This window comes from Epibacterium sp. HA2-3, assembly GCF_055693725.2.
The window spans coordinates 559061-585326 of the sequence record NZ_CM172490.1; the positions used below are offsets into that span (position 1 = coordinate 559061).

17 protein-coding genes and 1 tRNA gene are annotated in these 26266 nt (G+C 57.1%); 13 read left to right on the forward strand and 5 right to left on the reverse strand.

Annotated features, from left to right (window positions below):
* Positions 1 to 8 precede the first annotated feature (8 nt).
* Positions 9 to 2564, reverse strand: a complete 2556-nt coding sequence (locus ACZ1HH_RS02685) for an Ig-like domain-containing protein (protein ID WP_472637240.1) — start codon at positions 2562 to 2564, stop codon at positions 9 to 11.
* A gap of 702 nt (positions 2565 to 3266) precedes the next feature.
* Between ACZ1HH_RS02685 and ACZ1HH_RS02690 the strand changes: the two genes are divergently transcribed.
* The 3 genes from ACZ1HH_RS02690 to ACZ1HH_RS02700 are packed head-to-tail and all read left to right on the forward strand — an operon-like array spanning position 3267 to position 8059.
* Positions 3267 to 5201 carry a PrkA family serine protein kinase gene (locus ACZ1HH_RS02690; protein WP_011537880.1) on the forward strand — a complete coding sequence of 645 codons (1935 nt, stop codon included), beginning with the start codon at positions 3267 to 3269 and terminating at the stop codon, positions 5199 to 5201.
* Positions 5202 to 5219: 18 nt separating this feature from the next.
* Positions 5220 to 6536, forward strand: a complete 1317-nt coding sequence (locus tag ACZ1HH_RS02695) for a YeaH/YhbH family protein (protein WP_487320362.1) — start codon at positions 5220 to 5222, stop codon at positions 6534 to 6536.
* A gap of 5 nt (positions 6537 to 6541) precedes the next feature.
* On the forward strand, positions 6542 to 8059 hold the full coding sequence (locus ACZ1HH_RS02700) for a SpoVR family protein (protein ID WP_472637241.1): 1518 nt from the start codon (positions 6542 to 6544) through the stop codon (positions 8057 to 8059).
* A 71-nt stretch (positions 8060 to 8130) separates the two neighbouring features.
* On the opposite strand, the gene ACZ1HH_RS02705 is transcribed toward ACZ1HH_RS02700, so the two are convergent.
* Positions 8131 to 9243 (reverse strand): S-(hydroxymethyl)glutathione dehydrogenase/class III alcohol dehydrogenase, encoded by a 1113-nt coding sequence (locus tag ACZ1HH_RS02705; protein ID WP_044027014.1) that lies wholly within the window; start codon positions 9241 to 9243, stop codon positions 8131 to 8133.
* A 406-nt stretch (positions 9244 to 9649) separates the two neighbouring features.
* On the opposite strand from ACZ1HH_RS02705, the gene cueR reads away from it, so the two are divergent.
* The 7 genes from cueR (at position 9650) to ACZ1HH_RS02740 (ending at position 18171) form a co-directional block, all read left to right on the forward strand.
* Entirely contained in the window at positions 9650 to 10051 is a 402-nt protein-coding gene (cueR, locus tag ACZ1HH_RS02710; protein WP_011537885.1) for a Cu(I)-responsive transcriptional regulator, read from the forward strand.
* 798 nt (positions 10052 to 10849) lie between these two features.
* Complete coding sequence (locus ACZ1HH_RS02715; protein ID WP_487320363.1) at positions 10850 to 12514, forward strand: transcriptional regulator; 1665 nt, start codon at positions 10850 to 10852, stop codon at positions 12512 to 12514.
* Between the two features lie 249 nt (positions 12515 to 12763).
* Positions 12764 to 12838, forward strand: a tRNA-Gln gene (locus ACZ1HH_RS02720).
* 89 nt (positions 12839 to 12927) lie between these two features.
* Positions 12928 to 15051, forward strand: coding sequence for a site-specific integrase (locus ACZ1HH_RS02725; RefSeq protein WP_487320364.1), 2124 nt, complete (start codon positions 12928 to 12930; stop codon positions 15049 to 15051).
* Between the two features lie 868 nt (positions 15052 to 15919).
* Complete coding sequence (locus ACZ1HH_RS02730; protein ID WP_472637243.1) at positions 15920 to 16699, forward strand: hypothetical protein; 780 nt, start codon at positions 15920 to 15922, stop codon at positions 16697 to 16699.
* 279 nt (positions 16700 to 16978) lie between these two features.
* On the forward strand, positions 16979 to 17779 hold the full coding sequence (locus ACZ1HH_RS02735; RefSeq protein ID WP_472637244.1) for a hypothetical protein: 801 nt from the start codon (positions 16979 to 16981) through the stop codon (positions 17777 to 17779).
* Positions 17776 to 18171, forward strand: a complete 396-nt coding sequence (locus ACZ1HH_RS02740; protein WP_472637245.1) for a hypothetical protein — start codon at positions 17776 to 17778, stop codon at positions 18169 to 18171. Before ACZ1HH_RS02735 ends, ACZ1HH_RS02740 begins: the two co-directional genes overlap by 4 nt.
* Positions 18172 to 18187: 16 nt before the next feature.
* Here the strand turns inward: ACZ1HH_RS02740 and ACZ1HH_RS02745 are convergent, their stop codons facing one another.
* Entirely contained in the window at positions 18188 to 18625 is a 438-nt protein-coding gene (locus tag ACZ1HH_RS02745) for a hypothetical protein (protein ID WP_472637246.1), read from the reverse strand.
* 404 nt (positions 18626 to 19029) lie between these two features.
* Between ACZ1HH_RS02745 and ACZ1HH_RS02750 the strand changes: the two genes are divergently transcribed.
* The 3 genes from ACZ1HH_RS02750 to ACZ1HH_RS02760 all read left to right on the forward strand — a co-directional run bounded on the left by ACZ1HH_RS02750 (position 19030) and on the right by ACZ1HH_RS02760 (position 23005).
* Complete coding sequence (locus tag ACZ1HH_RS02750) at positions 19030 to 20025, forward strand: HIT domain-containing protein (RefSeq protein ID WP_472637247.1); 996 nt, start codon at positions 19030 to 19032, stop codon at positions 20023 to 20025.
* 13 nt (positions 20026 to 20038) lie between these two features.
* On the forward strand, positions 20039 to 22006 hold the full coding sequence (locus ACZ1HH_RS02755) for a DNA/RNA helicase domain-containing protein (RefSeq protein WP_472637343.1): 1968 nt from the start codon (positions 20039 to 20041) through the stop codon (positions 22004 to 22006).
* A 450-nt stretch (positions 22007 to 22456) separates the two neighbouring features.
* Positions 22457 to 23005, forward strand: coding sequence for a hypothetical protein (locus ACZ1HH_RS02760; RefSeq protein ID WP_472637248.1), 549 nt, complete (start codon positions 22457 to 22459; stop codon positions 23003 to 23005).
* 46 nt (positions 23006 to 23051) lie between these two features.
* Here ACZ1HH_RS02760 and ACZ1HH_RS02765 read toward each other — a convergent pair whose 3' ends face one another.
* Complete coding sequence (locus ACZ1HH_RS02765; protein WP_472637249.1) at positions 23052 to 24725, reverse strand: reverse transcriptase domain-containing protein; 1674 nt, start codon at positions 24723 to 24725, stop codon at positions 23052 to 23054.
* Positions 24726 to 26003: 1278 nt separating this feature from the next.
* Positions 26004 to 26210 (reverse strand): hypothetical protein, encoded by a 207-nt coding sequence (locus ACZ1HH_RS02770; RefSeq protein ID WP_472637250.1) that lies wholly within the window; start codon positions 26208 to 26210, stop codon positions 26004 to 26006.
* Positions 26211 to 26266 lie beyond the last annotated feature (56 nt).

The following is a 26266-nucleotide window of genomic DNA, read 5'->3' on the forward strand; positions in this document are numbered from 1 at the left end:
GAGCTGTCTTAGATGACCGGTGTGCCGTTCAGGCTGATGCCGGCGTCTTCTTCGATCAACACGGTGGCATCGCCGATCGAATAGGCGCTGTAGCCGCTCACGGTAGAGGTGATCTCCGTCGCGCCTGTCAGCGTGACCTCATGGGTCACATTCGCCAGCTCATCCGCGCGGATGGTCAAGGTGTCGGAGTTGTCCGACATCTCCTTGATCAGCGCCTCGGTGAGCACAAGGTTTGCACCGTCGGTGCCATCTTCGAACACAAGGTCGATGGCATCGATGTTGAACCCATCGAGTCCGGAGAGCAGGCTCGATGTAGGGTTCTCCTGGTCGATCACGAGGGTCGAGGATTTGTTGCCGGCATCATCCGTGCTTTGCACGATCAGGTTGGCGCCATCCGAGATCGGAGTGTCAAGGTCGAGTTTATCAACACCCGAAATCCCCGAGGACGTCTCGGTCGCGTCCAGTTGCGTTGCATTGCCGCTGCTGTCCAGCGAATACATCGTCAGGGCATCATCGGATTCATCGAGGAAGATACTCTGGATTTGGCCCGCGATTGTCGTGGTGCCTGCAAACTCTGGCGTTTCATAGAGCGTATCGATGTCGATCGGCTGCATGAGTGTGTCGACGTTGCCCGCCGGATCGGTCGCGGTCACGGTCGCGACCAGTCCGCCCTGCGAGAAACTGCCGATGTCATCGCCATCTACGGTCAGGCTCCAGTTGCCGCTGCTGTCGACCACGGCGTCATGGGTCGTGCCGTTGATCTCAACCGAGACACTGGATCCCTCTTCAACGGTGCCTTGCAAGGTGAAGCCCTGCTGCATCTGCTGAAGGTTCACACCCACGGTATCGTTCTGATCTGCCGAGGTGTAGTTGGTCACTTCGGTATCATAGGCCACGGTGTCGGTATCGCTTGCAGTATTGCCTGCGCTGTCCTGAATCGTCGCCGAGATGTCGAGATCGCCGGTGCCTTCGGGGATTTCGCTGGCGGCAAAATCATAGGACCAATCACCGTTGGAATCCGCAACCACCGTGCCCTGCGCCGTTCCAAGCTGGACGGTCACTGTCTCGCCGGGCGTTGCGGTGCCGGTGATGGTCACGCCATCGGCGCGCTCGTCTTCGTTGATCACATCATCGGTTTCGATGGGATCATCGCTCAGTTGAACAAAACCAGCCTCGGTATCGACCGCAATGGTCGAGTCGGCAGTGGCGCTGTTGCCTGCAGTATCGGTCGATGTGACCGAAATATCAGCGTCATAGGTGCCACTGGGCAAGGTGCCCGCCTCATAGATGACGGACCATGTGCCGTTGCTGTCGGCGGTGGTCGTGCGGGTTACCCCCTCGACCACAACCTCGACCGCGGCGCCTGCTTCTGCAGTGCCGGTGATCGCAACACCTGCGGCGGCAGCGGCCTCGGCAGCGTTGATCAGATCATCGCCCCCCGCAAGACCCGTGTCGATTGCCACCGTTGTTTCTGTATCCACAACCAGCACATCGCTACTCACAGTAGAGTTGCCGTGCGGATCGGTGGTCGTGATCTCGATGTCTGTTTCGTACTCGCCGGTATCGATTTCATCGGAGCTGAACGTCACCGTCCAGTTGCCATTCTCATCGACGGTTGTGGTCTGGCTGTGGCCCTCGATCACAAGTGTGACCGTTGCGCCCGCCTCACCGGTACCACTGATGATCGTCCCGCTTTCCTGTTCGTCGCCATTGACGATGTCATTCACGGATTTGGTGCCTTCGGTGACGATCACAGTCGGCGCTTCGGTATCGATGTCGATGGTGGGGCCATCAAGATCGTCGTAGGTGGTGCCGTCTGGCGCAACCACGTCCACGACAGTTTCATAGACGCCGTCCCCCGGTAGATCCGAAGTTGGGAAGTCCACCGACCAGGTGCCATCCTCGCCTACTGTTGTGGTGCCGGTGACACCGCCAATATCGACTTCTACCGTAGAGCCTGCCTCGCCGGTGCCGGTGATGGTCACCCCGTCAGGGTCGCCCTCAGGAACATCATAGGTGCCATCGGCGTCGTCGACGGTTGGCACGATTGCGCCATCTCCGTCTCCACCATCGCCGCCGCCACCGCCGCCGACAAGAACCGCCGCGCCTGCCGCTGCTGCGCCGAGCCCGCCGAGACCGCCAAGTAGCGGTGCCGCCAGGGGCGCAACCACGGGTTCGATCCGGTCCACATCAAGGAAGACCATGTCGTCGTAGGCGCTCCACTTGCCGGAGATATCAATCGGCTCGTAGCTGGCAAACAGCATCCCGTCGGCCTTGTCTTCAAGCACGACTTCGATGAAATCGCCCCCGTCACTGAGGAAGAGGTTTTTGGACCCGGTCGCGACGGGATCATAGAACCCCTCCAACTCGACAACGGTCCCATCAAACAATGTAATGTGAAGATCGCGACCGCGCCGCGCGTAACTCTGTACGTCGCTGGGATCGAGATTGAGGGAAATATCCGTCGCGCCATTGGTCGGAATGACGGAGGGGGAACCTTCTGCAGAGGTCCCATGCTGGTTCGTACCCGAAGCGTTGCGGGTAATATATGCAACGGTGCTCATGCTCAACTGCTCACTTTATAAGCGCACGCGGAGAGACTTACCTCGCGCCGCTGGGTTCATTAGCCTGTATGTGTCTGCCTTGTGCCGTCTTTGCGGCGTTATTGAGGTTAATATGCATTCAACTTACTTAAGCTGTCTAGACCGTGATTGGCCTTTTGCGCCCGGATTGAGGGCAGATCGTGCCTCAAACACCTCACTTTTTACCCAAGTCGCCGATGCGTGACCTCGCGCAGCTAAAAACACTCGAAGGTGTTAATATTTGATTAACCATAATTGACGCGGTCATCCGGGGTGGGGTGTCTCGGTCACAGGCGGCGCGCGCGTTGTGGTGAAATGCCCCGATTTGAAGGCGTATCTGGCCCTGCGACACACGGGTTTCGCGTGAAATTGAAGCAAAGTTACGTTCAAATTTACCGGTGTTAATAGAAAATATACCAAACTTAGGTATCAAGAGGGGCATATGTAGTGTATGCTACAAAGAAAACAGATCCGACGCTAAGCCCCTTGGCAGCGGTGGAAACCCACCTACCATCAGGTAGAGAGAGGGTTGCCGACTGATCATGCGGCCAATAGCGCCGAACAGACCCAACAAATAACCACAAACGCGGATACCTTCATGGCCCTCGTCAGGCCACCCTGTTCGCGTGCGATCCCAAAACCCAGGAGGCCGGGTAACGACGTTAACCAGGAGGCGAGACCCCGATGAATAAAGTTGCAGAGCTTTTTGCAGAGGCCTATGGCCAGACGCGCGAGCAGGAAATGTCTTTGCAGGACTATCTCATGGCCTGTCGCGATGACCCAAGCATGTATGCAAATGTTGCAGAACGGATGCTGAAGGCCATTGGTGACGAGGAACTCGTAGATACATCGAAGGACGCCCGACTGGGGCCGATTTTCCAGAACCGGACCATCAAGCGATACTCCGCCTTCAAGGATTTCTATGGCATGGAGGACACGGTCGAGCGGATCGTGGGATATTTTCGCCATGCAGCGCAGGGCCTTGAGGAGCGCAAACAGATCCTCTACCTGCTCGGACCGGTGGGCGGTGGCAAGTCATCGCTTGCGGAACGGCTGAAGCGCATTGTTGAGGACGAACCGATCTACGTCCTGAAGGCGGGCGATCAGATGTCGCCGATCTTTGAAAGCCCGCTGGGCCTGTTTGACCCCGTGCGCATGGGCAAACTCCTTGAAGAAGAATACGGGATCGCCACCCATCGTCTGCCGGGCCTGATGTCACCCTGGGCCGTGCAGCGCCTTGATGAGTTCGAAGGCGACATCAACAAGTTTACGGTTGTGAAACTCCACCCCTCCCGCCTGCGTCGCATCTGTGTCGCCAAGGTCGAGCCGGGGGACGAGAACAATCAGGACATCTCCACCCTTGTCGGCAAGGTCGATATTCGCCAGCTAGAGCACTTCAGCCAAGACAATCCGGATGCCTACAGCTTTTCTGGCGGGCTGAACCGCGCCACGCAGGGTGTGCTTGAATTCGTCGAGATGTTCAAAGCCCCGATCAAGATGCTGCACCCGCTGCTGACTGCGACGCAGGAAGGCAACTATATGGGGACGGAGAGCTTTGGCGCGATCCCATTCAATGGTCTGATCCTAGCGCACTCGAACGAAAGCGAATGGCAGACGTTCAAGAACAATAAGAACAATGAGGCCTTTATCGACCGGGTGTCGATCGTCAAAGTGCCCTATTGCTTGCGGGTCTCGGACGAGGCGCAAATCTACGAAAAACTGATCCAGAATTCCGAGCTGCGCGAGGCACCCTGCGCGCCGGAAACCCTCAAGATCCTCAGCCGTTTCTCGGTGCTGACGCGTCTGAAGCCGCATGAAAACTCCAACCTTTACAGCAAGATGCGGGTCTATGACGGCGAAAGCCTGAAGGACACCGACCCCAAGGCCAAGACGGTGCAGGAATATCAGGACCGCGCTGGTGTTGATGAGGGTATGAACGGTGTCTCCACCCGCTTTGCCTTCAAGGTTCTCTCGTCGGTGTTCAACCACGACACGCAAGAGGTCGCCGCCGATCCGGTGCATCTGATGTATGTTCTCGAAGGGATGATCAAGCGCGAGCAGTTCCCCCAGGAGACCGAGCAGAAATACCTGGAGTTCATCAAGACCGAACTGGCCCCCCGCTATGAAGAATTCATCGGCAACGAAATCCAGAAAGCCTATCTCGAGAGCTATACGGAATACGGCCAGAACGTCTTTGATCGCTATATCTCTTATGCGGATGCATGGATCGAGGAGCAGGACTACAAGGATCCTGACACCGGTCAGCTTTATGATCGTGAGGTGCTGGACGCGGAGCTCTCCAAGATCGAAAAGCCTGTGGGGATCGCAAATCCCAAGGACTTCCGCAATGAGGTCGTGAAATTCGCCCTGCGTCATCGCGCCAACACCGGGTCAAATCCGGCATGGAACTCCTACGAGAAACTGCGGGATGTGATCGAGAAACATATGTTCTCTCAAGTCGAAGAGCTGCTGCCGGTGATCTCTTTTGGGTCCAAGAAAGACAGCAAGACCGAGAGCAAACACCAAGAGTTCGTCGAGCGCATGCGCGCCCATGGCTACACCGACAGGCAGGTCCGACGCCTTGTCGAGTGGTACATGCGGGTGAACAAGGCGGGCTAACAGGCGGGAGGTGTCTTCATGCACCACTTCATCGACAGGCGCGCAAATCCAAAGGGCAAGAGTTTGGGGAACCGGCAACGGTTCCTCAGACGCGCGCGCGAAAACATCAAGGAACGTGTAGATCGCTCCGTAAAGGAAAAATCCATTGGGGCAGGGGAGGCCGTGCCAGAGAATGGTGAAAAGATAACAATTCCTTCCAAGGGCCTAAAAGAGCCGCGGCTGTATCATGGTCCCGGCGGGAACCGGCGGCATGTGTTGCCCGGTAACAAGGATTTTGTGGTTGGGGACACCCTCGACCGCCCTCAGGGCGGCGCCGGGGAAGGCGGGCGTCAGGCCTCTGAGGATGGGGGGGGGGATGACGAGTTTTCCTTCACCCTGACACGGGATGAATATCTCGAAATCCTGTTCGACGGGCTGGAGCTGCCGGATCTGGTGGAAAAAGCCACGGTAGAGACGGAAACCATCGGCACCCGTCGCGCGGGCCTGACAACGGCTGGTACGCCCAACAACCTCAATCTGGTGCGCACCATGCGCAATTCCTTGGGGCGCCGCATCGCGCTGCAGCGCCCTAGCACGCAAACGCAGCGGGACCTGGAGGCGCAGGTCGCCGAATTGGAGGAGATCGAGGCCCGCTCGCCGAGCCAAGACGAATTACTGGCCGAGCTCGTCGCAAAGCTTGATGGCATCAAGCGCAAGCGCCGGGTTGTGGGCTACATCGACCCGCTCGATTTGCGCTATGATACCTTTGTGCCGGAGAAAATCCGCAACTCCAGCGCGGTGGTGTTTTGCCTGATGGATGTTTCGGGCTCGATGCAGGAGCGTGAAAAGGATCTCGCGAAACGGTTTTTCCTGCTTCTGCATCTGTTCCTGACGCGTGGCTACGAGCACACGGAGATCGTCTTTGTCCGCCACACCCACTATGCGCAGGAAGTGGACGAAGAGACTTTCTTTTATGCCCGCGAAACCGGTGGGACTATTGTCTCTACGGCGCTGGAAAAGATGAAGGAAATCATCGACGAGCGCTATCCGCCGGATGAATGGAACATCTACGGTGCGCAGGCCTCGGACGGGGAGAATTTTGGCAACGACTCGGTGCGGTGTCGCAAGATCCTGACCGAGCAATTGCTGCCGATGTGTCAGTTCTACGCCTATGTGGAAATCGTCGAAGAAAGCGCGCAGATGCTTTTGGACAATACCGAGGCGGGTGAGGACCTGTGGCAGAACTACCGGCAAGTCAAAGAGGCCTGCCGCCATTTTGAGATGCAGCGCGTCTCGGAGCCGGGTCATATCTATCCGATCTTCCGGGAGTTCTTCCTGCCCAAAGTGAAAGGCTGACCGCGATGGAGACCGCAAAAACCGCCACCGTCCCCCTGTTTGATGGGCCAGAGTGGACGTTTGAGCTCTTGGAGAAGGCCCGCGACGCGATTGAGAAAATCGCGCTGGGCGATCTGGGTCTGGACGTCTATCCCAACCAGATCGAGATTATTTCGGCCGAGCAGATGCTCGATGCGTATTCTTGTGTGGGGCTGCCGCTGATGTATCAGCACTGGTCTTTTGGGAAACACTTCGCCCGTGATGAAGCGCTCTATCGCACCGGGCGTCAGGGGTTGGCCTATGAGATCGTCATCAACTCCAATCCCTGCATCAGCTATAATATGGAAGAGAACACCATGGCGATGCAGACGCTGGTGATGGCACATGCGGCGTTCGGGCATAACCACTTCTTCAAGAACAACTATCTGTTCCAGCAATGGACCGATGCGGGTGGCATTCAGGACTATCTGGCCTTTGCCAAGAATTACATCGCCGCCTGCGAAGAGCGGTATGGCTTTGATGCGGTGGAGGAAATTCTGGATGCAGCGCACGCGCTACAAAGCCAGGGTGTCTTTCGCTATGGCCGCCCGCCCAAGCCCACAATCGAGGAACGCCGCGCGATGCAGCAGTTGCGTGAAGCCTATGAAAAAGGCCAGAGCGCGCTGGATATCTGGACAGATGCAACACTGGGTCTGAAGCGGGATGCGGATGCGCCGGATGCGGATCTGGATCATTCAGAGCGACGCAAGCGGATGAACCTGCCGCAGGAGAATATTCTCTATTTCTTGGAAAAGCACAGCCCTGTGCTTGAACCCTGGCAAAGGGAGATCCTGCGCATCGTGCGCATGTTGGCGCAGTATTTTTATCCGCAGAAACAGACCAAGGTGATGAACGAGGGCTGCGCAACCTTCGTGCATTACTACATTATCAACGAACTCTACGAGCAGGGGCTGATTACCCAGGGCGCGATGATGGAGATGATGCACAGCCACACAAATGTGGTGATGCAGCCCGAATATGACGATCCGCGCTATTCCGGCATCAACCCTTATGCGCTGGGCTTTGCGATGATGCAGGACATCCGACGGATCTGCGAGGAACCGACGGAGGAGGATCGAGAATGGTTCCCGGACATCGCTGGGAGCAAGGATTGGCGCGGTGTCCTGCGCAACGCATGGGCCAATTACCGCGATGAGAGCTTTATCCAGCAGTATCTCTCGCCGCATCTGATCCGAAAGTTCAAGCTCTTTACGCTGACGGATGATGAGAGCCACCCCAAACTGGTGATCAGCCAGATCCATAACCGCGCGGGCTACAAGGCGATCCGCCGCGATCTCGCGAAACAGTATGATCTTGCCTATATCGAACCGGATATCCAGGTGAGCGATGCTGATCTCAAGGGGGATCGCACGCTGAAGCTCGTGCATAAGGTGCGCGACAACGTGCATCTGGCCGAAGCTGACCGGGATGAGGTGCTCAAACACCTGCGCAGGCTATGGGGGTATGACGTGAAACTCGACGCGGTTGCGGACGGACCACAGTAGAATCTGCGAACCTCAGCGCAAAAAAAGGCGGCCTAAGGAGGCCGCCTTTTGTTTTTTGTATCAGGGGTTTCTCAGAACTCGACCACGGCTCGGATCGATTTGCCCTCGTGCATGAGGTCAAACCCTTCGTTGATCTGATCAAGCGTCAGCTTGTGGGTGATCATCGGGTCAATCTCGATTTTGCCGTCCATGTACCAGTCCACGATCTTTGGCACATCTGTGCGACCGGACGCGCCGCCAAAGGCGGTGCCGCGCCAGGAACGACCGGTCACAAGCTGGAAGGGGCGGGTGGAAATCTCTGCGCCCGCCGGAGCCACGCCGATGATGATGCTCTCGCCCCAGCCTTTGTGGGCCGCTTCGAGTGCAGTGCGCATGACGCTGACATTCCCGGTGGCGTCAAAGGTGTAATCCGCACCGCCGCCCGTGAGCTCAACAAGGTGCGCCACCAGATCACCCTCGACTTCGGAGGGGTTTACAAAATCGGTCATGCCGAATTTTTCCGCCATCGCAACCTTGCCGGGGTTGAGGTCCACACCGACGATCTGGTCCGCACCGGCCAAGCGAAGGCCCTGAATAACGTTGAGACCAATCCCGCCAAGGCCAAACACGATCGCAGTCGACCCGATTTCGACCTTGGCCGTGTTGATCACCGCACCGATGCCTGTCGTAACGCCGCAACCGATGTAGCACACTTTGTCAAAGGGCGCGTCCTCACGGATCTTGGCGAGCGCGATCTCGGGCACAACCGTGTGGTTGGCGAAAGTCGAGCAGCCCATGTAGTGATGGATCGGCGTCCCGTCCGGTAGCGAAAAGCGGGTCGTGCCATCGGGCAGAAGACCCTGACCCTGCGTCGAACGGATCGCCTGGCAGAGGTTGGTCTTTGGGTTGAGGCAGTAATCGCACTCGCGGCATTCGGGCGTATAGAGCGGGATCACATGATCGCCTGGCTTCAGACTTTTGACGCCTTCGCCGACCTCAATCACAACGCCTGCGCCCTCGTGGCCGAGAATGGCGGGAAAGATGCCTTCGGGGTCATCGCCCGATCGGGTGAATTCGTCGGTGTGGCAAAGGCCAGTGGCCTTGATCTCGACGAGAACCTCGCCCGCCTTGGGGCCTTCGAGGTTCACCTCCATGATTTCAAGCGGCTTGCCTGCTTCGAGGGCCACTGCGGCGCGGGTTTTGATCATCACTTTGTCCTTCTTCTCAGACGTTTCAGACCGTTACGCCTGCTGCCGGGTGTGGCGGCGCAGACGCAGGCAAACGATTTGGGCATATGTGGTCACAGGTGTGACTTTGGCTCGCGGGGCCATTGGACGCTTTGGCCATGTGTTCAGGGGTACAGCAGCCCGGTGGGGCTACGCAACCATCGAACGCAAGGCGCCGCGCCATCTGGTCTCGGTCCTTCCCTCTATATCGGCTGCGCCTTGGCGGCGAGAGAGTCAAAACCGACATTCGCATTCTATGCTGCGTCACGCCGGGGTGTCGGCGCGTCTTTGTGGAGGACGACTTGAGATTGCTTGCAGTCGTCTCCATCTTGGGGAAGATGATGTAGTAAGCTTAACGCAAGCGATGTCTGGGAGGCGTGGACAGATGAATATCGGTGACGTAGCGGCGAAGTCGGGACTTCCGGCCAAGACGATCCGCTATTACGAGGACATCGGTCTGATCTGTCCCAACCGTAGTGCCAATGGTTATCGCTGTTTTGAGGAGAGGGATCTCCACAAGCTGGCCTTTTTGGGGCGTGCCCGGGCGCTGGGGTTTTCGATAGAGGATTGCCGTGTCCTACTTGGACTCTACGAGGACGACAGCCGCGCCAGTGCGGATGTAAAACAGCTGGCGCAGGCACATTTGTGCAAGATCGAAGCAAAGATCAGCGATCTGGCGGCGATGCGTGAAACCCTCAGCGAATTGATCACCTGCTGCTCTGGCGACAATCGTCCTGACTGCCCGATCCTCAAGGATCTGTCCGGCGAAACCGATCCGATTGGATGATCAGGCAGGCTATCCCGAAGATCAAACCCTGACAGAAGGCACAATCAAGGCTTGATGGGCAATCCTTGGGGCCGAGAGGCGCGGCGCGCTTGACTGAAACTTGCGGATCTTTGCGCCTACTCAGGCCGATGGCAGCTGTCTCTCAGATAAGCATCTGGCGTGGAGTTTCCATCTTTTCGAAACTAAGGTCGGGAAGCCAGCGCTATCTGGTGTTGCGGGGGCGACCTGCAAGCGCCGCAAAGGTGCAGAATCACCGCGTCCTGCGTCTTGGACGCTTTGTGATGGCTCTGTTGTGCCGCGGTTTGCCCTGAATGATTTAACGATAATTTTACAGCAGAGCGACTCAACGACTAGTGCTGTATCGCCGTGCAACGCGGCCTCCTGACCTCTCAACTGAACGCTCCAGGGGGCCGGTTTCGACTTGGTTCCTGGGTGCACCGAACAGGGTGTGACGCGCCATCACAAGATCGGGGTAGGATACACGGACTGGCAGTATCGTTAAACGCATGCAAAATGCCGCATGTTATCAAGGCTTTCCGCGCTCTCTCGATCCGACTAATTGAAAGGTTTCCTTTTATTTAGCACTCATAGGTTGTTTTGAAGTTGCCTTCGTTAAATTCCCTCTTCGTTTGTTTGTAATTTGTTAACCTATTGCGGATCTGTGCTTTTTTGCCGCGGCGATTTTTTGTTTGTCGCACCGTGCGTTTGCTGGTTTAATGGTAGTGTAAGGCTACAGGCGCTTATTTATTTTAACTTTTGCTCTTGTAGTTCGCGTAACTTGTTTGTCGAGAGTGTCCCATGGTTGTAGTTTTGAAAGTACGTCAATACGGCGCGTTTGGTGTCTACAGACCCGACGGAGAACCCATTCAACTTGGTGCGAAACACCAGGCGCTCATGGCGCTGATGGTGACAGCGGAAGAAGGGGTTCGAACGCGCGCATTTCTCGAACACACGCTTTGGAGTTTTGCGCAGCCGGAACAGGCCAAGGCGAGCTTGCGAACGGCGCTCTCCACCCTGAGAAAACACATCGGGCCGACCGCTTCTGCCGCTTTCAAGGCCAATCGCGAACGCGTCACACTCGATTTGAGCATGATCGAAGTGGAGCGCGATCCGGCAAGGGGAGAATTTATGGAAGGCTTTGAGCTTCCACATGAAAATGCCTTTTCGGAGTGGCTTTCTGAAATGCGATCTCAGGCCTCCGGGACGGCAAGCGTCGCGCAAGAACAGCCTTGGGCGCCACGTGACAGGAGCCGCGTCATCCTGGACGAGTTGCTCCCCTCCATCGCAGTCTTGCCTTTTGCCCAGCGTGCGCCCGGTGGGTCGACCGCGCCGCTTGGTGCGATCCTGTCGGAGGAACTGTCGCGACAGTTGTCACGCAGTCAGGCGTTCTCTGTCACCTCATATCTGGCGTCGCGCCAATTCAGCCTCGAGGATGTGCGCCCAGCCGAAGTCTCCTCGGTCGCTGGCGTAAGCTATCTGGTCTCTGGTTCCGTTTTTGTTAGCGGTCACGATTTTATTGCGCAAATTGATTTGCATGACGCGCATCGGGAAAAAGTCATTTGGTCGCGGGAGTTTCGCGGGAGCCTTTCGGATTTGTTAATGGGGCAGGGGGGCGCATTGCGGGATGCCACCAGCCAAATCGGGCAAACGGTCGTCGGAGAGGCTGTCAGACTTGTAAGTTTCCGGCCTTTGGGAAATCTCGCCAATCACACATTGCTGATGGCCGCGATTGTGATGATGCAAAGCAAACACCCCGATCAATTTGAGAAATCAAATGAAATTCTCGACACGCTCATGGAGCGAGAGATGCATCATCCGGTCGTGTTGACCTGGGCAGGCATCTGGCATGTGATGCGTGTTCAAAAAGGGCTGTCGGGGGATCGCCGCAAGAGCACACTGATGGCAGAGAACCTCGCGAACGCGGCTCTCGCCCAGGACCCCGCCTTTTCGCTGGCGCATACTCTGAAGGGAATGATTGCCAGCTATCTCACGTTTGACTTCGACAACGCACAGTACTCCTATGACAAGGCGCTGCAAGACAATCCCAATGAGGCGCTTGCCCTGCTGCTCAAGGGCGCGACGCGCGCCATGCAGAACCGTCCGGATGAGGGCGTGGTGTTGACCGAAGCTGCCCGCAAGCTCACCCCGCTTGGGCCACAGCGCTATTATTTTGACTCGCTGGCAGCTGCGGTGAGCCTGGCGGCGCGCGACTACAACCGGGCCATCGAGCTCGCGGACCGTTCGCTTGAGGAAAACGACTCTTATCCATCGACCCTGCGCACCAAGGCGATCGCCTTGCAGATGTCTGGCCGCTCCGATGAGGCGCGTCACGTTGTCGAAAGCCTGATGAAGGTGACGCCGGATTTCTCTCTATCGCGCTACATGCAGGAACATGCAGCCGGCTTCACCCCCTCTGGCCCGGATTGGGCCAGCGCATTGCGTGAAGCGGGCGTGCCTGAATAACTACGCACACATCCCGCGGCGCCCCTCTCGATTGCCCTCTCCATCGCTCCCGAGCATTGGAGGGGGCAGCGTTGTTTCAAACAGTCCTATCGCGGTGTCAGAACGGTCCTTCGCCCCTGTGGTGCGAGCCATCATAAGTATCTGTTCTAAAGGAACATCTCAGCATTTTTTTAGGGCGAGTATTTTTTTTCCGAAAAACCTCTTGCAGCCCCTCGAAACTCTCATTAGAAGGCCCCTCACACACAGCGTTGGGGTGTAGCCAAGCGGTAAGGCAGCGGTTTTTGGTACCGTGTACCGTAGGTTCGAATCCTACCACCCCAGCCACTTTTCCAAGCAAAGCTAAGAAAAACAGGCTCTCCGGGCCTGATTTTGTGCGTCATGTGTCACACTCCACGAGAACTGTGACACATCCTGTGACACACGGCATCCGCCGTATCCGCTACGCCCCCTCCCGAAAACACCCACATTCCGCCGGTCCCTACCTGATGCGCAGGGGGCGGATCTTCTACTTCCGAAAACGGCTGCCACGCATCGGGTCAAACCAGGAACCAAACCTTTTTCTGTGTCTCTCGCTTCGCACCGACCTCCCGCTCGACGCCGTGAAACGCGCAGCTGCGCTGCTCACGGTCTACGAGCAAGAGGAAGACAAGATCGTGGACGCACTGAAGAAAAACCTACTCACCCCCGCCGATGCCAAGAGCCTCCTTACGGAAGTGCTGCGTGCCGAACTCACGCGCATCCTCGGGGAACAGAATGCCATGGGCGGTGCCTCTGACGATGAGTTGGATGCCCGGATCGAGAAACTTGAAGCCGAGAACAAGGAACTCCGCCGCGCCTCCCGGCGCCATGACTGGAGCGCTGTCCAGGCCCTTCTTCAGAAGGCCAGCGAACTGGTCTCGATCCCCCTTCCCGAACCGATGACTGTGGAACTTGGCAGTCAGGCCATGAATTTGAAGCGCAGCCTCAACGACGTCGAAGTTCATGTGCTTGAAGGTGACGACATCCGTCCCTCCTCTGCCGATTTGCGCGCGGCTCATGGGGCCGGGGACCTTGACACCTTCGTGCAGGCCCCGGTGCTGCTCTCGCAGGCTTGGAAGCAGACCCTGAAGAACCACCCCAAGCCGTCCATGAAGGGCAACATCGACGCGATTGCCCGGGTCGCGCTGGAGTTCTTCGGCGACATACCGGTCACCGCCATCACCAAGGCGCGCCAGCAAGCGTTCTTTGCCTGGATGGCACGCCTGCCAAAGAAGCAGGGCAAGAGTCACGGCAAGAACCGCTTCAAAACCGAAGCGGCCGTCGTGCTGAAAAACGATGAAATTGAAGCCGCCGATGCTGCGGATTTTCTCGTGACCGAGGAACTCCGCAGCCGGACCGACATCTCGAATGCCGAGAAGCGCGCGATCCTCGCCGAGAAGCTCACCCCGCGGCTTACAATGACCACGTTGAGAAACAAGCGGGATGCCCTGAACCGAATGCTGGTGAGCGCGAGGGATCTGGGCGCCCCGGAGATGGACATGTTGTCCTACAAAGAGATGGAACAGCTTGTCGCCGCGCAAGCTCCGTCCGATGAGCTGTATGTTCGGGTTACCAAGCCCAAGCTCCGGATGCCCTGGTCCGAGGAGCGCCTTGCCGCCTTTCTCACCTCGCCGATCTTCACGGGTTGCTTTTCTCCTGCCCGGCGCTGGCGCCGAGGTCCGCACATCATCCGTGATGCAACCTATTGGGTGCCGTTGATCGTGCTCATGCTGGGCTCCCGCATCGAAGAGATCCTTCTTTTGAAGCGGACCGATGTCCGCCTGCGGAATGGCCACTACTGCCTGGCGATTGCGTCAGGCCCGGCGAATCCGGGGAAAACCGAGGACTCCAAGCGAATCGTTCCGCTCCCCCAACTTCTCCTCGACCTGGGCTTCGTCGAGTGGTTCCACGCTCTGCCTGAGCAGCACGGGATCCTCCTGTTCCCCGAGGCTGCCCGGCGGTCGGCCAAAGGCGATGTCACCAGCGCGTTCGGCAAGCATTTCCGCCGCATCCTCGATCGCCTGGGCCTCGGTGATTTCGACGAGGACTTTTACGCCATGCGGAAAACTCTCTCCAGCATGCTGCGCAGCGCGGAGGTCACCGATGGGCAGCGGCAGGCTATTGCAGGCCACCAGCACGGCAATATCCTCAACATCCACTACACTGCGCACCACACGAAAGACCTCAAGGCTGCGGTTGACAAAGCGGACTTCAACATCGAGATCGGCCGGAGGCGCCAATACGGCTTCCCGGTTATCCTGGGCTCGAATCTCGCTCAGAAGAACAGTCTCGAGGTCGAGATCACGCTCACAGAAGAGGGCGAAGCGGCGACTGTCACCATCAAAGACGACAAGAGTTCGCAGCCGGTTTTCTCTTACGTCCGCGAAGACCAGCACTCGCGGCAGCATCTGCAAATGGTTGCCAAAGACCTGAAGAAGTTGCTCGCCGCGCGCTCGCTCCGCTTGCCTACAAACGCGATGAAGCGTGCAGCATTCGAGCACCTTCAAGCTTTGGCTTGATGTGGCACGAGCATTCCCGCCGCCTTCTGCAACGCGCTGAGGGGCTACGGCGGCTCGTAATGGCGTCCTGGCGGCCGAAGACACGCGCTCCGGCTGCAATGGGCTATCAGCGCAGTTCCCCTGCCATCAGTTCGCTTTGCTGGGGTTCGAAGCAACTGAAACACGGTTTGCGAGGTTGCGCGGGGACGCTCGCAGATCGCTCAATGCCCTGGCGGCACCATTCAGCACGGTTTCCAGGTAATCGCCCGACATGTCCCTCTCGTCGTGCGCACACCACTTGATCATGCCCCGCCTGATAACGCGGTGCCATCGGGCTGTGTTTCGAACGGCTCGCGGCAGGCTATGAAATTGCCTCGGTGGAGCTGACGTTGTCGAAGCTGTAACGGCCCTCCGGCCAGCACATGCCGCTGAAACCTGAGGCCTTCGACAAGAAGAGAGAGGTTTCGGAGCTGTGGGGATAGAGGATTGCCTGTGTAGAGTATCACTTCAGACCTTACATGATCAGGAAAACTTACTTCCCCGCCACATTCGGCCCGCTTCCGTAGAAGGCGCCAACGGTCGAGCTCGTATCCGAGCAAGTGGAAACTGTTCGCCCATGAAAGGACCCTATATCCGTCTTTTCGGGATTTCGGGATTTCAAAGATTCAAGACTTCTGTAGATGGTTTCCTTTAATCGTCAGGCGCTTACGCTTTTGTGTGCTTTCCTTGAGCAGGCAGCGCAGGCCATCCGGCAGTGAGAGGATTTCCTGGAGCGGGGCGCTCTGGAAAATAAGCGGGGTGCACTGCAAACGTGCAGGAAAAGTTCCGCAATTCTTTAGTGCTTAGTGGCGACGCGCCCACTTCCTTTCCATCAGGAAAGGATACAAAGATGACTACAGGTAATTCCAAGTTTCGTATCTCCGCTCACGTAGCCGAGATCATCAAAATGGCGGGCTTTTCCGCCGCGGCAGCCAAGCTTCTTTTCGCCCTTATCTATTTCCAGGAGCAGACCGAAGAAGCATGGCCGACCAATCTTGTGGCGCGTCATAACCCGCAAGATCACTTTTGTTTCGTGGCTCAGCTTCGGGAGCTGGGTTTTCCTGCCAAGACGAAATCGAGCCGATTTCTGCGTAAACCCGTGGCAGAACTTGTAGGTGTTCCAGCAGTGTTCGATCAGCTCGAGATCTCGTCAAACGGCCGCTATCTGACATGGCGCTTTTCCGAAGATTTCTTCGATGCCATGTCAGACATGAATGTCTACGCGCTGATGGAGGCAAGCGAGATCGCTTTGTGCCAGCGACATTTTGATGGTGCCCTCCTGGCGCAAATCCCGTTACATCGCCGGAAACGCCTGCCAGAGTTCAGGCTGTTAGGCCCGAACCGAGGCTATGAATGTCCTAAAGGCTATGTCCCGCCAAAGCTTACACCAAGCCAAGTCGAACGGCGACTTCGCCCGTCACTGCAAATCTGGTCAAACGCCACAGGCATTACATTCGCAGTGTTGCTTGTCCAAGAAGGATCGCGCCCCGGTTACACTGATATCTTGATCAGGATGCAGCACGCGGACACGACTTGGCCGGAGGGCCGTTTCATCAAACGCCCCGCAGCTGCCCTGTTTTGGACCGTCGAACCTTTGTTGATCGAGGCAGCCAGCACAAGCGCAGCTTAGGCCCCGGCGGGCCCGCCTTTTTCTGCCAGGAAAAAGGGTTAGCGGGTTAACCCTTTTTTGAAAGGGGTAACTCTTCCCTACCTCCCTGACATGAGCAGAGGTGACGAAAAGGCCGGGCGCGTAGGCGCTGTTCGGCAGAAAGCAATTGGGTTCCCGGACCTGGCGAACATGGAACGCCACGGGAAGCGTGCAGATGCAAGCGGACAGCAAAGACGCGTCCGGAACGTGGACCCTCTCGTCTATGGCACCCTGGACCTCGCCGAGGCGCGGAGAGAGCACATGAAGGGGGTCAAGCAATCCGGGCGGTGTGCCTGTATTCATGCGCTCGTGCAGTTTCCTACGGGCCTCCTGGACGGCTCTGACGAAGCGCATCAGCGAGCCATGCTCCATCACGCGGTTGCATTCTTGAACCACTACCATGGGGGCGACGCGGTCTTCGCCGCGCGCCTCGATCGAGACGAAAGAGGCAGGCACACCGTCGATGCCTTTCTCCTCCCCCGCTACGATTTTCATTACAAGGACGGGCGGAGGGTGAAAAAGGCCAGCGTCAGCAAGTTCTCGAAAGCGCATGCAAAGCGGCGATTTGGGCGCGATGACCGCCGTTCCCAAGGCTCGGCCCTCCAGGATGCCTTCTTTGAGCATTTGAGAGACAACATGCAACTCCAAGGCGTCATGCCTCCCGAGCGCAAGAAATCGACAACGAAAGACCGTGTGGAACCGGAAGTTTTCGGGCTTCGGAAGGACCGCCAAAAGCTGCATGAAACCTCTCGGAGGCTGGTGAAGGCGGACCGGGTGGCACGGCAGCGCATCAAGGACCAGAAGGCGGAGATCGAGGCCAAGGCGCGGCGAATAGCAATGAAGGAAGCGGCCCTCACATCCGGGCAGAAAAAGCTGGCGGCTGAACGATCGGCCTACGAGGAGGCTTCAGCGAAGCGCTCATCAGCTTTGGTTCAGAGAGAAGCGGCGGTCAGGCGTGATGCGAAGACGGTGCGCAACGTGCGCATCCTGAGCGGTCAAGGGGTATCCCGTTCCCTCAACCGCATTTTGAACGGGGCATTTGAAAGCCAGGAGGAGAGATGAACGTCACGAAGAAATTCATGAAGGAACTGGAAGACCGGGACTATAGCGACTTGGAGGTCCCGGAGCACCTTGTCCATTTTGTCAAATGGCGAGATCGCCTGGCCTACTATTCCCTGCAGCTCCGCCCGTTCTTCTATCAGGAGCCATGGGATTTGCCGGTTGAAGTGGAGGGCCGAAGATATACCCCGGCTGATCTCATCACATTGGGCGGGCACGGCATGTCGCCGGTGGACTTCTACAACCTTTTGACTGACATCGAAGTTGCGTTGATCGAGGCCGCAGCGAGGCGTGGAATCTCCCTGCGCAGACGCAGCAGGGTTGATGATGACGGACATACGGGCGCTCACCCTCAGCGGCAGAAACCTGGGGACGATTACGCCCTGGGAGGATAGCCCAAGGCGCAAGCGATCACCGCCAAAACCGCCACCAGGACCGCGCCCTCAGGCGCAGGACTTCCGCCTCTGCCGCCTCTGCCCTTGATCTCTCGAACGCGGCCATTTGCTCGGCCTCCTCTGCGCGGAGGCGAAGGGCCTCGATCTCGGCAGCAATATTCTCCTGTCCGCCGATTTCGTCCGCCAAAATGGCAACACTCCGGTGCAGCCAATCTTTCTTGTAGCCTGCCTCTTTCTTCCGCTGAGTATAAGCACGCTGCCGCTCCTTGCTGGTTTTGGGTTGGTCCTCGTCGGTATCGTTACTGACCTTCGGCGGCAGCAGATCCTTGGCGTTCAACGTGAACACCCCGCCCGACAGCTTCATACGGGCTTCGGTGATTTCGATCTTGGTCAGCCTGCCAGCGTGAATCGCGGCTTCGATTTCCGGGTCAATGTTGAAGATTTGCGCGCTCATGGTTGGGTCTCCGTTAGTCTAACGCGTTTGACTAACGGGAGATGGGGCCAGACTGCTCATTTCAAAAAATCTGGGCGTGTCGGAAAATTGTGTTGGCGGCCCTTGCGGCCCACAGCGGACGTCGACCCATACGTTTCAATGCTGCTGTCGCAGGCCGCTTTGCGGTAATTCGCTACAGGCGCAGTCCAGACGCGTCTGGATCTTTCTCCGACCGTTCATGCACTCTCCTGGTGTGAGGGATGTTCAACATCAGGACCGATGGTCGGACGCCCGGAGTGGCAACCATGCGAGGCGACTTTTCGTTTATGAATGCAACTTGCACTGGAAACGCGCCGTGAAAGGTGTCAACTTGCCAGTGAATCAAGAATACAAATCAAAGGATTGCCGTTCTTGGCGAGGGACGCATGAAACCGGACGACCTGCTCCGCTACATTACCGAGCACATGCGAATGTCGCACGTGTATCAACCGGTGATGCTGCGTGAACTGCTGAAGTCCGACGGTGAGGCAACGGTCGAGCAGATCGCGAAGGCGCTATTGTCGCACGATCGGTCACAGGTCGAATACTACGAAATCCGAACCAAGAACATGGTGGGTAAGGTGCTCACCAACAATGGCGTCGTCGTTCCGGTCAAAAAAGGGAGCCGCATCGTCGGATACCGATTGAAAGACTTTGTCGACGTGCAGGCCAGGGACCGAGACCGGTTGATTGCCGAATGTGAAGAGAAGATCGCCGACTACATCGAGCGGCGTGGCGTTAACATCTGGCAGCATCGGTTCAACGCAAAGGGCTACGTGCCCGGATCAGTCCGCTACGAAGTTTTGAAGCGTGCCAAGTATCGTTGTGAACTATGCGGCGCATCCGCCGAAGAGGTTGCCCTTCATGTCGACCACATCGTCCCACGCAATAGGGGCGGTCAGGACGACTTGAGCAACTTCCAGGCACTCTGCATCACATGCAACACCAACAAACGCGACCAGGACGATGCGGACTTTCGCGGAGTGTCGGATAGTTACGAGCTGCGCGAAAAAGGATGTATCTTCTGCGAAGCTCCCTCGGATCGAGTGATTGCCGAGAACGAGCTGTGCTACGCTATCAGGGACGGGTTCCCGGTGACGCCGTTACACACGCTCGTCCTCCCGAAGCGGCACGTCTCCGACTATTTTGGTCTTTTCCAGCCCGAGCTGAATGCGATCCGCCGAATACTGGATAATCTGCGTTCAAGCATTCAGGAAGAAGATCCAACCGTTACTGGTTTCAACGTGGGTGTAAACGCAGGGACATCTGCCGGGCAGACGATCTTTCACTGCCATGTCCACTTGATCCCGCGCCGAGACGGCGACGTTCCCAACCCTCGTGGAGGCGTTCGAGGCGTCATCCCTGCGAAGCAATCCTATTGAAGAAATATCCGTGATGGTGACCAAGTCATACTTTGCCGCAAGCGTTCCTGATTTTCTGGCGCGATCGACGGAAGATATCCTTGGGCGCCTGGCGACCCGGGTTGGCTCTGAACACAGCGGAAATGAGACCCAGCAGATCCGTGCTTGGCGCATTCAAATCGACCTATTGAAAGACGCTCTGAGAAACGCAGATAGTGATAGCTGGGGCATACTCCTTGAGTTGCCGCTTCTGCGGTTAGGGCGACGCATCGATACAATTATCTTGGTCGGCGACGTGGTCGCCTGCGTTGAGTTCAAGATTGGGGCAACGAATTTCACCGGCGCAGATGTTGATCAGGCAGTCGACTATGCCCTTTGCCTACGAGACTTTCATGCAGCCAGCCATGGAAAGCGCATCGTGCCTGTCCTGTGCAGCGACCAGGCGTGCAAGTCCCAATTGCCCGAGAATATCGACTTCATCGATGATGTGAGCCAGTGCATCCGGACGAATGGCGAAGGTCTTTCGCGCGCTCTCCTCGCGATCGAAGACTTGTCTGGTGGCGATCAGATCGACTGGCAGTCATATGACGCCTCCAGCTATAGCCCGACGCCTGATATCGTGACGGCGGCGCGCAGCTTGTATTCCGGTCACTCGGTGAGAGAAATCGGCCGCGCGGACGCGACGGCAGAGGCGTTGGAGCGAACCGCCGACAGATTGAAGGCAATCGCCGAAGAAGCGCGCCGAGACCAAAAGAAGGTGGTCTGTTTCGTCACTGGTGAACCGGGCTCCGGCAAGACGCTGCTGGGTCTGGACCTGGTGTTCTCGGGAACCGCCGGTCGGGTTGCTGAGGAACCGGCTGCTCTTCTGAGCGGCAACCGACCTTTGGTTTTCGTGCTACAAGCGGCGATCGCAGAGGACGCGCGCCAACGTGAAGGCATTAAGGCGGACGAAGCCAAGCGGAGAGCGCAACAAGCGCTTCAAACCCTTCTTGGGTATCTGAAAGATCACGCTGACGCTAACGCCAGCCCACCAGAAAACGTCATCGTCTTTGATGAGGCGCAGCGCGCCTGGGATGCCGATACCGGTCTCAAGCTGCTCGGGCGGGCAAAGTCAGAGCCTGAACTGTTCATGGAGATCATGGGGCGCCTCCCCTGGGCGTGCCTCGTATGCCTCGTGGGTTCAGGACAGGAAATCAACCGAGGTGAAGGAGGTCTCGCTCTGTGGGGCGAGGCGCTTGCAAAGTCTGAGGACTGGACTGCACATATTTCCGAGAAGGCTTTGGCTGCACGGGAGGGCTTACTCGGGTTTTTCGATATCGCGTCGGGCTTAGACGTATCGCTCGTGAACGATCCGGAACTGCATCTGAACTCGAACCTCAGAGCCTATCGGAACAATCTGCATGGCGGCTGGGTCGCCGCCCTGTTGGATGGCAACATCGACAAGGCACGAGAGATTGCCGATGAGATGGAACACGCGCCCGCCTTCGTGACACGCGATCTTTCAGAAATGAAAGCCTGGTTGCAAACGCGCCGCCGTGGCGATCAACGTGTCGGGCTACTCGCCAGCAGTGGTGCAACGCGTCTCGTCGCGGAAGGCGTGCCGCCGTCGCCTCGTTCTGACAGTCTTGAAACGGTTGTGCATTGGTTCCTCAAACCGGCAGGCGATTTCCGATCATCGAACGCCCTGGAGACGCCGCTTTCCGAGTTCGTGTGCCAGGGTCTCGAAATCGACTACGCGGGTTTGTGCTGGGGCAACGACTTGATCTGGGATGGGCAAGCGTGGATGCCCAGAAAAATGCGCGCACCCAACTGGCAGTTGCTGCGAAAAGATGCAGAGCAACAGTATCGTATCAACACCTACCGGGTTCTGCTGACCCGCGGGCGTGCCGGGACGGTCATCTACATCCCAGTTGGCGAGGAGTCGGACAGCACCCGAAGGCCGAAAGAGTTCGATGGCATTTTTGATGTTTTAGTCAGCTCGGGGTGCCGCCAGCTGTCGTGACGGTTGAGCCACCAGAAACACCGCAGTAGCCTTCTCGGATCATGGCTGCGCCGAGGTCACGCCCATCCTGCAATCGGCACCCACCAATCTTACGATGGTAACTTGTTCGACCATTCAGGTAGCAGGTCAGCGTCTGACAAGCCACGAGCGTTCGCATTCTCGCCGTCGCGCGTTCGCCCGCGCTTGAGGCATCGTCACAACTTCGCGTCCAAGGTCCGCCCTTGAAGTGAAGGCCTTGCCAGTTTGCATATGCAACGAACTACCGCATTCCGCCGTTCAAGAAGCCCGGTGCCAACGGCCCTCTGCGGACATTCTCGGGGCCAACACGATGCTGCAGTTGCAGCCCGCTTCCGGGCCCTCAGAGGAGCACCAATTCTAAGACTTGAGTAGTGTTCCTTCGGAAGTTTGGATAATTGAAACTCCTGATCCATCAGGCGAAAGGTCGGCAATTTGATTGATGATGAACTGCTGGGTTTCGCTCGCAATAATCTCCAGAGACGAGTTGCCGCTCTCGATAATGCGGCGTTCGGGGACGTGATCGAGCAAGCCTTCTCATTCCACAAGATAAGAGCGGGGTTCGAGCCCGGCGAGATTCGCGAGTTGATGAGGGCATTGCTCGGCGCTGACATCAGCTGTGCGGCCATCTACCGCCTTACCGTAAATGACCAGGCTGCAGCGGATATGCTACGACTGGCTTTCGAACAGTTCAGACCACCAGACGGGCTCAAGCTGACACGAAACAATAATGTCGATGATAGCAGAACCGTCTATGTTGGCAGTTCAAGAGATATCGGGTCGAGGCTTCATCAACATCTGCACACCAGTGCCAAAGGCACGTATGCGCTAAAGTTGCATCTATGGTGTCCGGATGCAGAGAACAGGATAAATGTAGAAGTCACTCCTGTTCGCGGAGTGGCGGAAGCATCGTTGGTTCAAGACGTTGAGGATGCCCTTTGGGCAAGGTCGCGCCCGATGTTTGGTAAGTTTGGCGCAAAGTAGCCACGGCCCTTAGCCGACGGTCACTCACCTTGGTCGTCAAAGTCCGCTAAAGTGTTGCAACCAAAGCATCAACAAACTCTGACCTGACCGCGAGGAAGGGGATTGTCCGGTCGTCGTCGTTTGGCCCTCTAACGATTACGCCGACAACTTTTCCAGAGAATAGCACGGGACCACCACTCATTCCCTCGTAAGTTCCCGACAACAAGGCGATCACGTTATCGGAGGTGGCGGGCGTGCCGTCAAAGGTTTGCCGCGAGAAACCCATCACCTCGGTGTCGCGGATTGTCAGAGACGTGCTGTCCAGATTCGAAGGGTAGCCCGCAGCCTGCACTGCAGAGCGGATGCCGAGCGCGCGAGCTTCGGCTGTCGACGCGATTTGCAGTGTGGCTGCGGGATTAAATGCGGGCAACGGTGTTCGTAACCGAATTAGCGCAAGGTCGTTGTGTTCGTCGCGGGCCACTTCTTCCGCGTCCATTGGGAATTTCGGGCTGTGTCGCGGAAAGATGCGGAGATTTGGTCCGAGGCAATGCGCGCAGGTAACAAACAGGTCCGCGGCGACGGCGAAGCAAGTGCCCACTGATCCGCCATCTGTGTCATTTTCAAGATACCAAACGGCGGCGTTTAGAACTTCCCTATCCTCGACCAACGGAATCGAAAAGTGTTGGCCCGAAGCCAATGCGTTAAACCTCGCGGCAAGGCTCCTGAAGACCTGATCAGTGGATCCCTTCACCTGCCGAATAAACTCGATTTTTCCTCGGACTACCCATTCGAAGTTCGTAGCCTCCTGTTCCGGCAACCGGCCTCTATCTGGGCGCTTCTCGTTGAAATGGCGCGCCGATGCCGCGTCATAGCCATTGCGCTCCCAGTCATGAAGCATCGCTCTGACATCGCGAACAAATTTGCGCTTGACGTTGACTTTCTCATTCACAACCAGACCCGTGACATCCTGTTGAAAGGCGGCGCCCAGCAGTCGAGTCTTTGCGTGGTTAACTCTAAATCCGTTGTCCTCAATTATCTGTTGAAAGGAGTCGGATAGAATAAAGTCGTCGTGGCTGTCGGGATTTGCGAAATGTCCGATTGGCGCAGGAAAGGTCCTGCGATTGGAGGAGATAGTGATGTCATCGGCATATCGCGTGTAGGTGCATCCAAGTTGCCTACAAAATCGTGCCAACTCAGCATCAAGTTTGTCTGAAACGATGTTTGCAAGTATTGGCGATAGTGCGGCGCCAGGCATCAGGACGTGGGTTGTTCGATGACTACCGCCGACCTCCTTTTCTGTCTGAAAGCAAGCGATGTGCGCGATGAACTGGGCAATCTCTTTTGGGTAGTCATAAGGCGGGGCCATCAGACGCCCGCGAATACGACCGAAGTGAATGGTCTCGAAGTAGTCTTCAAGGTCTATGTTTAGCACCCAGCGCTTACCGACGTGTTGTCGGGCATTGCTCACGATGCTGCGTTGATGCCCGCCGACAAAGCCGTGGACGTGGGCGCGGGGACGATAGTCTCTTTCCAGAAGGCGCTGGATGTCACGCTGCAACTCGAGAAGCGCAATACGCGGTGCGCAAATACGCCGTGTCCCACCGCTTTTCTTTGGGATGGTGAATTCTTTGTATCGCGCACCCGGAGAAAGCCCGTAAGCGATGTAGAGAAATCTTTTCCGATAATTCCGGTGAAGCGCAAAGGCGATTTGTCGAAGGTTGGCAAAGGGCTTTAACGACATGGGGGCATCAACGACCTACAATCTCGCATTCCCAACATCGCGGGAATTTCTCAATTCCATAACAGCATGTGGCGGGGCGAGTTGAAAGTAACCTTCTCGCAGGTGTCGCAGGTAACACAACACTTGGTTGATTGCAGGCCGCTGATGCTCTCCAACGTGTATCTTGATCTTTGAGTGGAGGCAACGGTGGCAGCGTCTCGGTTGCTTCCATTGCAGTCACTCATTCGGAGTGCAGCGAACGACCGCTCTCCGTCCAGACGACCCGAGCCGGATGCGACACAACAGATCAACTCGGGAAATTGCGGACATCTGCCCTACACAGCGACGCGTTCCGAGGCTCGTATGACGTCGGTCCTTCTCACGCCCGCCATTCGTTGAGTGCTTTGTTCTCCGATAACCCCGGGACGGTTCCAATCGATGCGGGCAGACGCGAAGCTGTTGGAACTGACCTTGTCGGGAGCACATCGTGCAACATGAAACAGGGTGTGCTCGGTGCATCCTGCGGAGACCGACGACAGAGTTCGCCTTCTGGCTACTCGGTTCTTGGCGCATGTTGTGTGACACCTGCCGGGTATCCAACCGCTTTTGAGCAGGCGCCCATTGACCCAATGTTCACTTGTTTCTACCATATTGATATTATGACAGAAAATCCTACCACCCCAGCCATCGGCCTTTCCGCAAACAGAAAAAGACGTTGTCGGTTCCGAAAGAGCAGGATTGCCCCCGTTTTCGGCCCCAATGGTTTGCGGGTAAGTTGGCGTATCGGGTTAGCTGTTTGCTGTGATCGGTTCTGCCCCACCCCCTGACACCCGCTATCACCTTTTGCGGGTATGACGGGTGTGCCCCTCCCTAGCTGCGGGAGAGGCGTTGGCTTGGATTCGGTCAAATCAGTGCATAGCCACGGTTATAGCTGGCGATAGTCCACCCCGTTAGCCTGCCGATCCCACTCATCCATCAGATTGTCCCGCCGGTCTCCGATGATCAGATGACGCGGGTTCACACAGCACCTCTTATGGCACCGATGTCTGATGACCTGATCGCGGGTGGCGACAAGCCGGTTAGTAATACAGTAAACAAACCGATAAGCACGGTCCTGGCCTCCATTGAATCGCAGCTTCCTAGGCTCCTTGGTCGGCGTAACCAAGCAACCGTCATCATCTCTCTCAGCGCTGTTCAGCAATTCCTCTACCCGCAGCATTGCCTGATCCAGATGGTTGTCCAGGATGTCCTGATACCAAACCATTGACCGATCACGCGCGGTAAACCTGACAGGCGCCCTCATATGATTTCCACTCCATCTTCACCTTTATCTATTGGCTGGTCGTAACCGTCCGGCCCAATCACCCGGCCATTCGTGACCTGGTAATCAGGATGAACCCACACCACGCGGGCATAGTCAGCTCCGCCCCATTTGACCTTTTCAGCATGCCAACCAAGCTCATTCATGAAGTGAGTGATACGATTCGGGTTGGCCTTCAGCTCCACGGTGAACAGCCTTCGCAATGTCGTCTGAGCAACCGCCCGCAACTCCCTGCCAGCGA

Bases quoted from the DNA above. Each gene is read 5' to 3' on its own strand.
- ACZ1HH_RS02685 (WP_472637240.1), bottom strand. From the start codon at position 2,564: ATGAGCACCGTTGCATATATTACCCGCAACGCTTCGGGTACGAACCAG.
- ACZ1HH_RS02690 (WP_011537880.1), top strand. From the start codon at position 3,267: ATGAATAAAGTTGCAGAGCTTTTTGCAGAGGCCTATGGCCAGACGCGC.
- ACZ1HH_RS02695 (WP_487320362.1), top strand. From the start codon at position 5,220: ATGCACCACTTCATCGACAGGCGCGCAAATCCAAAGGGCAAGAGTTTG.
- ACZ1HH_RS02700 (WP_472637241.1), top strand. From the start codon at position 6,542: ATGGAGACCGCAAAAACCGCCACCGTCCCCCTGTTTGATGGGCCAGAG.
- cueR (WP_011537885.1), top strand. From the start codon at position 9,650: ATGAATATCGGTGACGTAGCGGCGAAGTCGGGACTTCCGGCCAAGACG.
- ACZ1HH_RS02715 (WP_487320363.1), top strand. From the start codon at position 10,850: ATGGTTGTAGTTTTGAAAGTACGTCAATACGGCGCGTTTGGTGTCTAC.
- ACZ1HH_RS02730 (WP_472637243.1), top strand. From the start codon at position 15,920: ATGACTACAGGTAATTCCAAGTTTCGTATCTCCGCTCACGTAGCCGAG.
- ACZ1HH_RS02735 (WP_472637244.1), top strand. From the start codon at position 16,979: ATGAAGGGGGTCAAGCAATCCGGGCGGTGTGCCTGTATTCATGCGCTC.
- ACZ1HH_RS02740 (WP_472637245.1), top strand. From the start codon at position 17,776: ATGAACGTCACGAAGAAATTCATGAAGGAACTGGAAGACCGGGACTAT.
- ACZ1HH_RS02745 (WP_472637246.1), bottom strand. From the start codon at position 18,625: ATGAGCGCGCAAATCTTCAACATTGACCCGGAAATCGAAGCCGCGATT.
- ACZ1HH_RS02750 (WP_472637247.1), top strand. From the start codon at position 19,030: ATGAAACCGGACGACCTGCTCCGCTACATTACCGAGCACATGCGAATG.
- ACZ1HH_RS02755 (WP_472637343.1), top strand. From the start codon at position 20,039: ATGGTGACCAAGTCATACTTTGCCGCAAGCGTTCCTGATTTTCTGGCG.
- ACZ1HH_RS02765 (WP_472637249.1), bottom strand. From the start codon at position 24,725: ATGTCGTTAAAGCCCTTTGCCAACCTTCGACAAATCGCCTTTGCGCTT.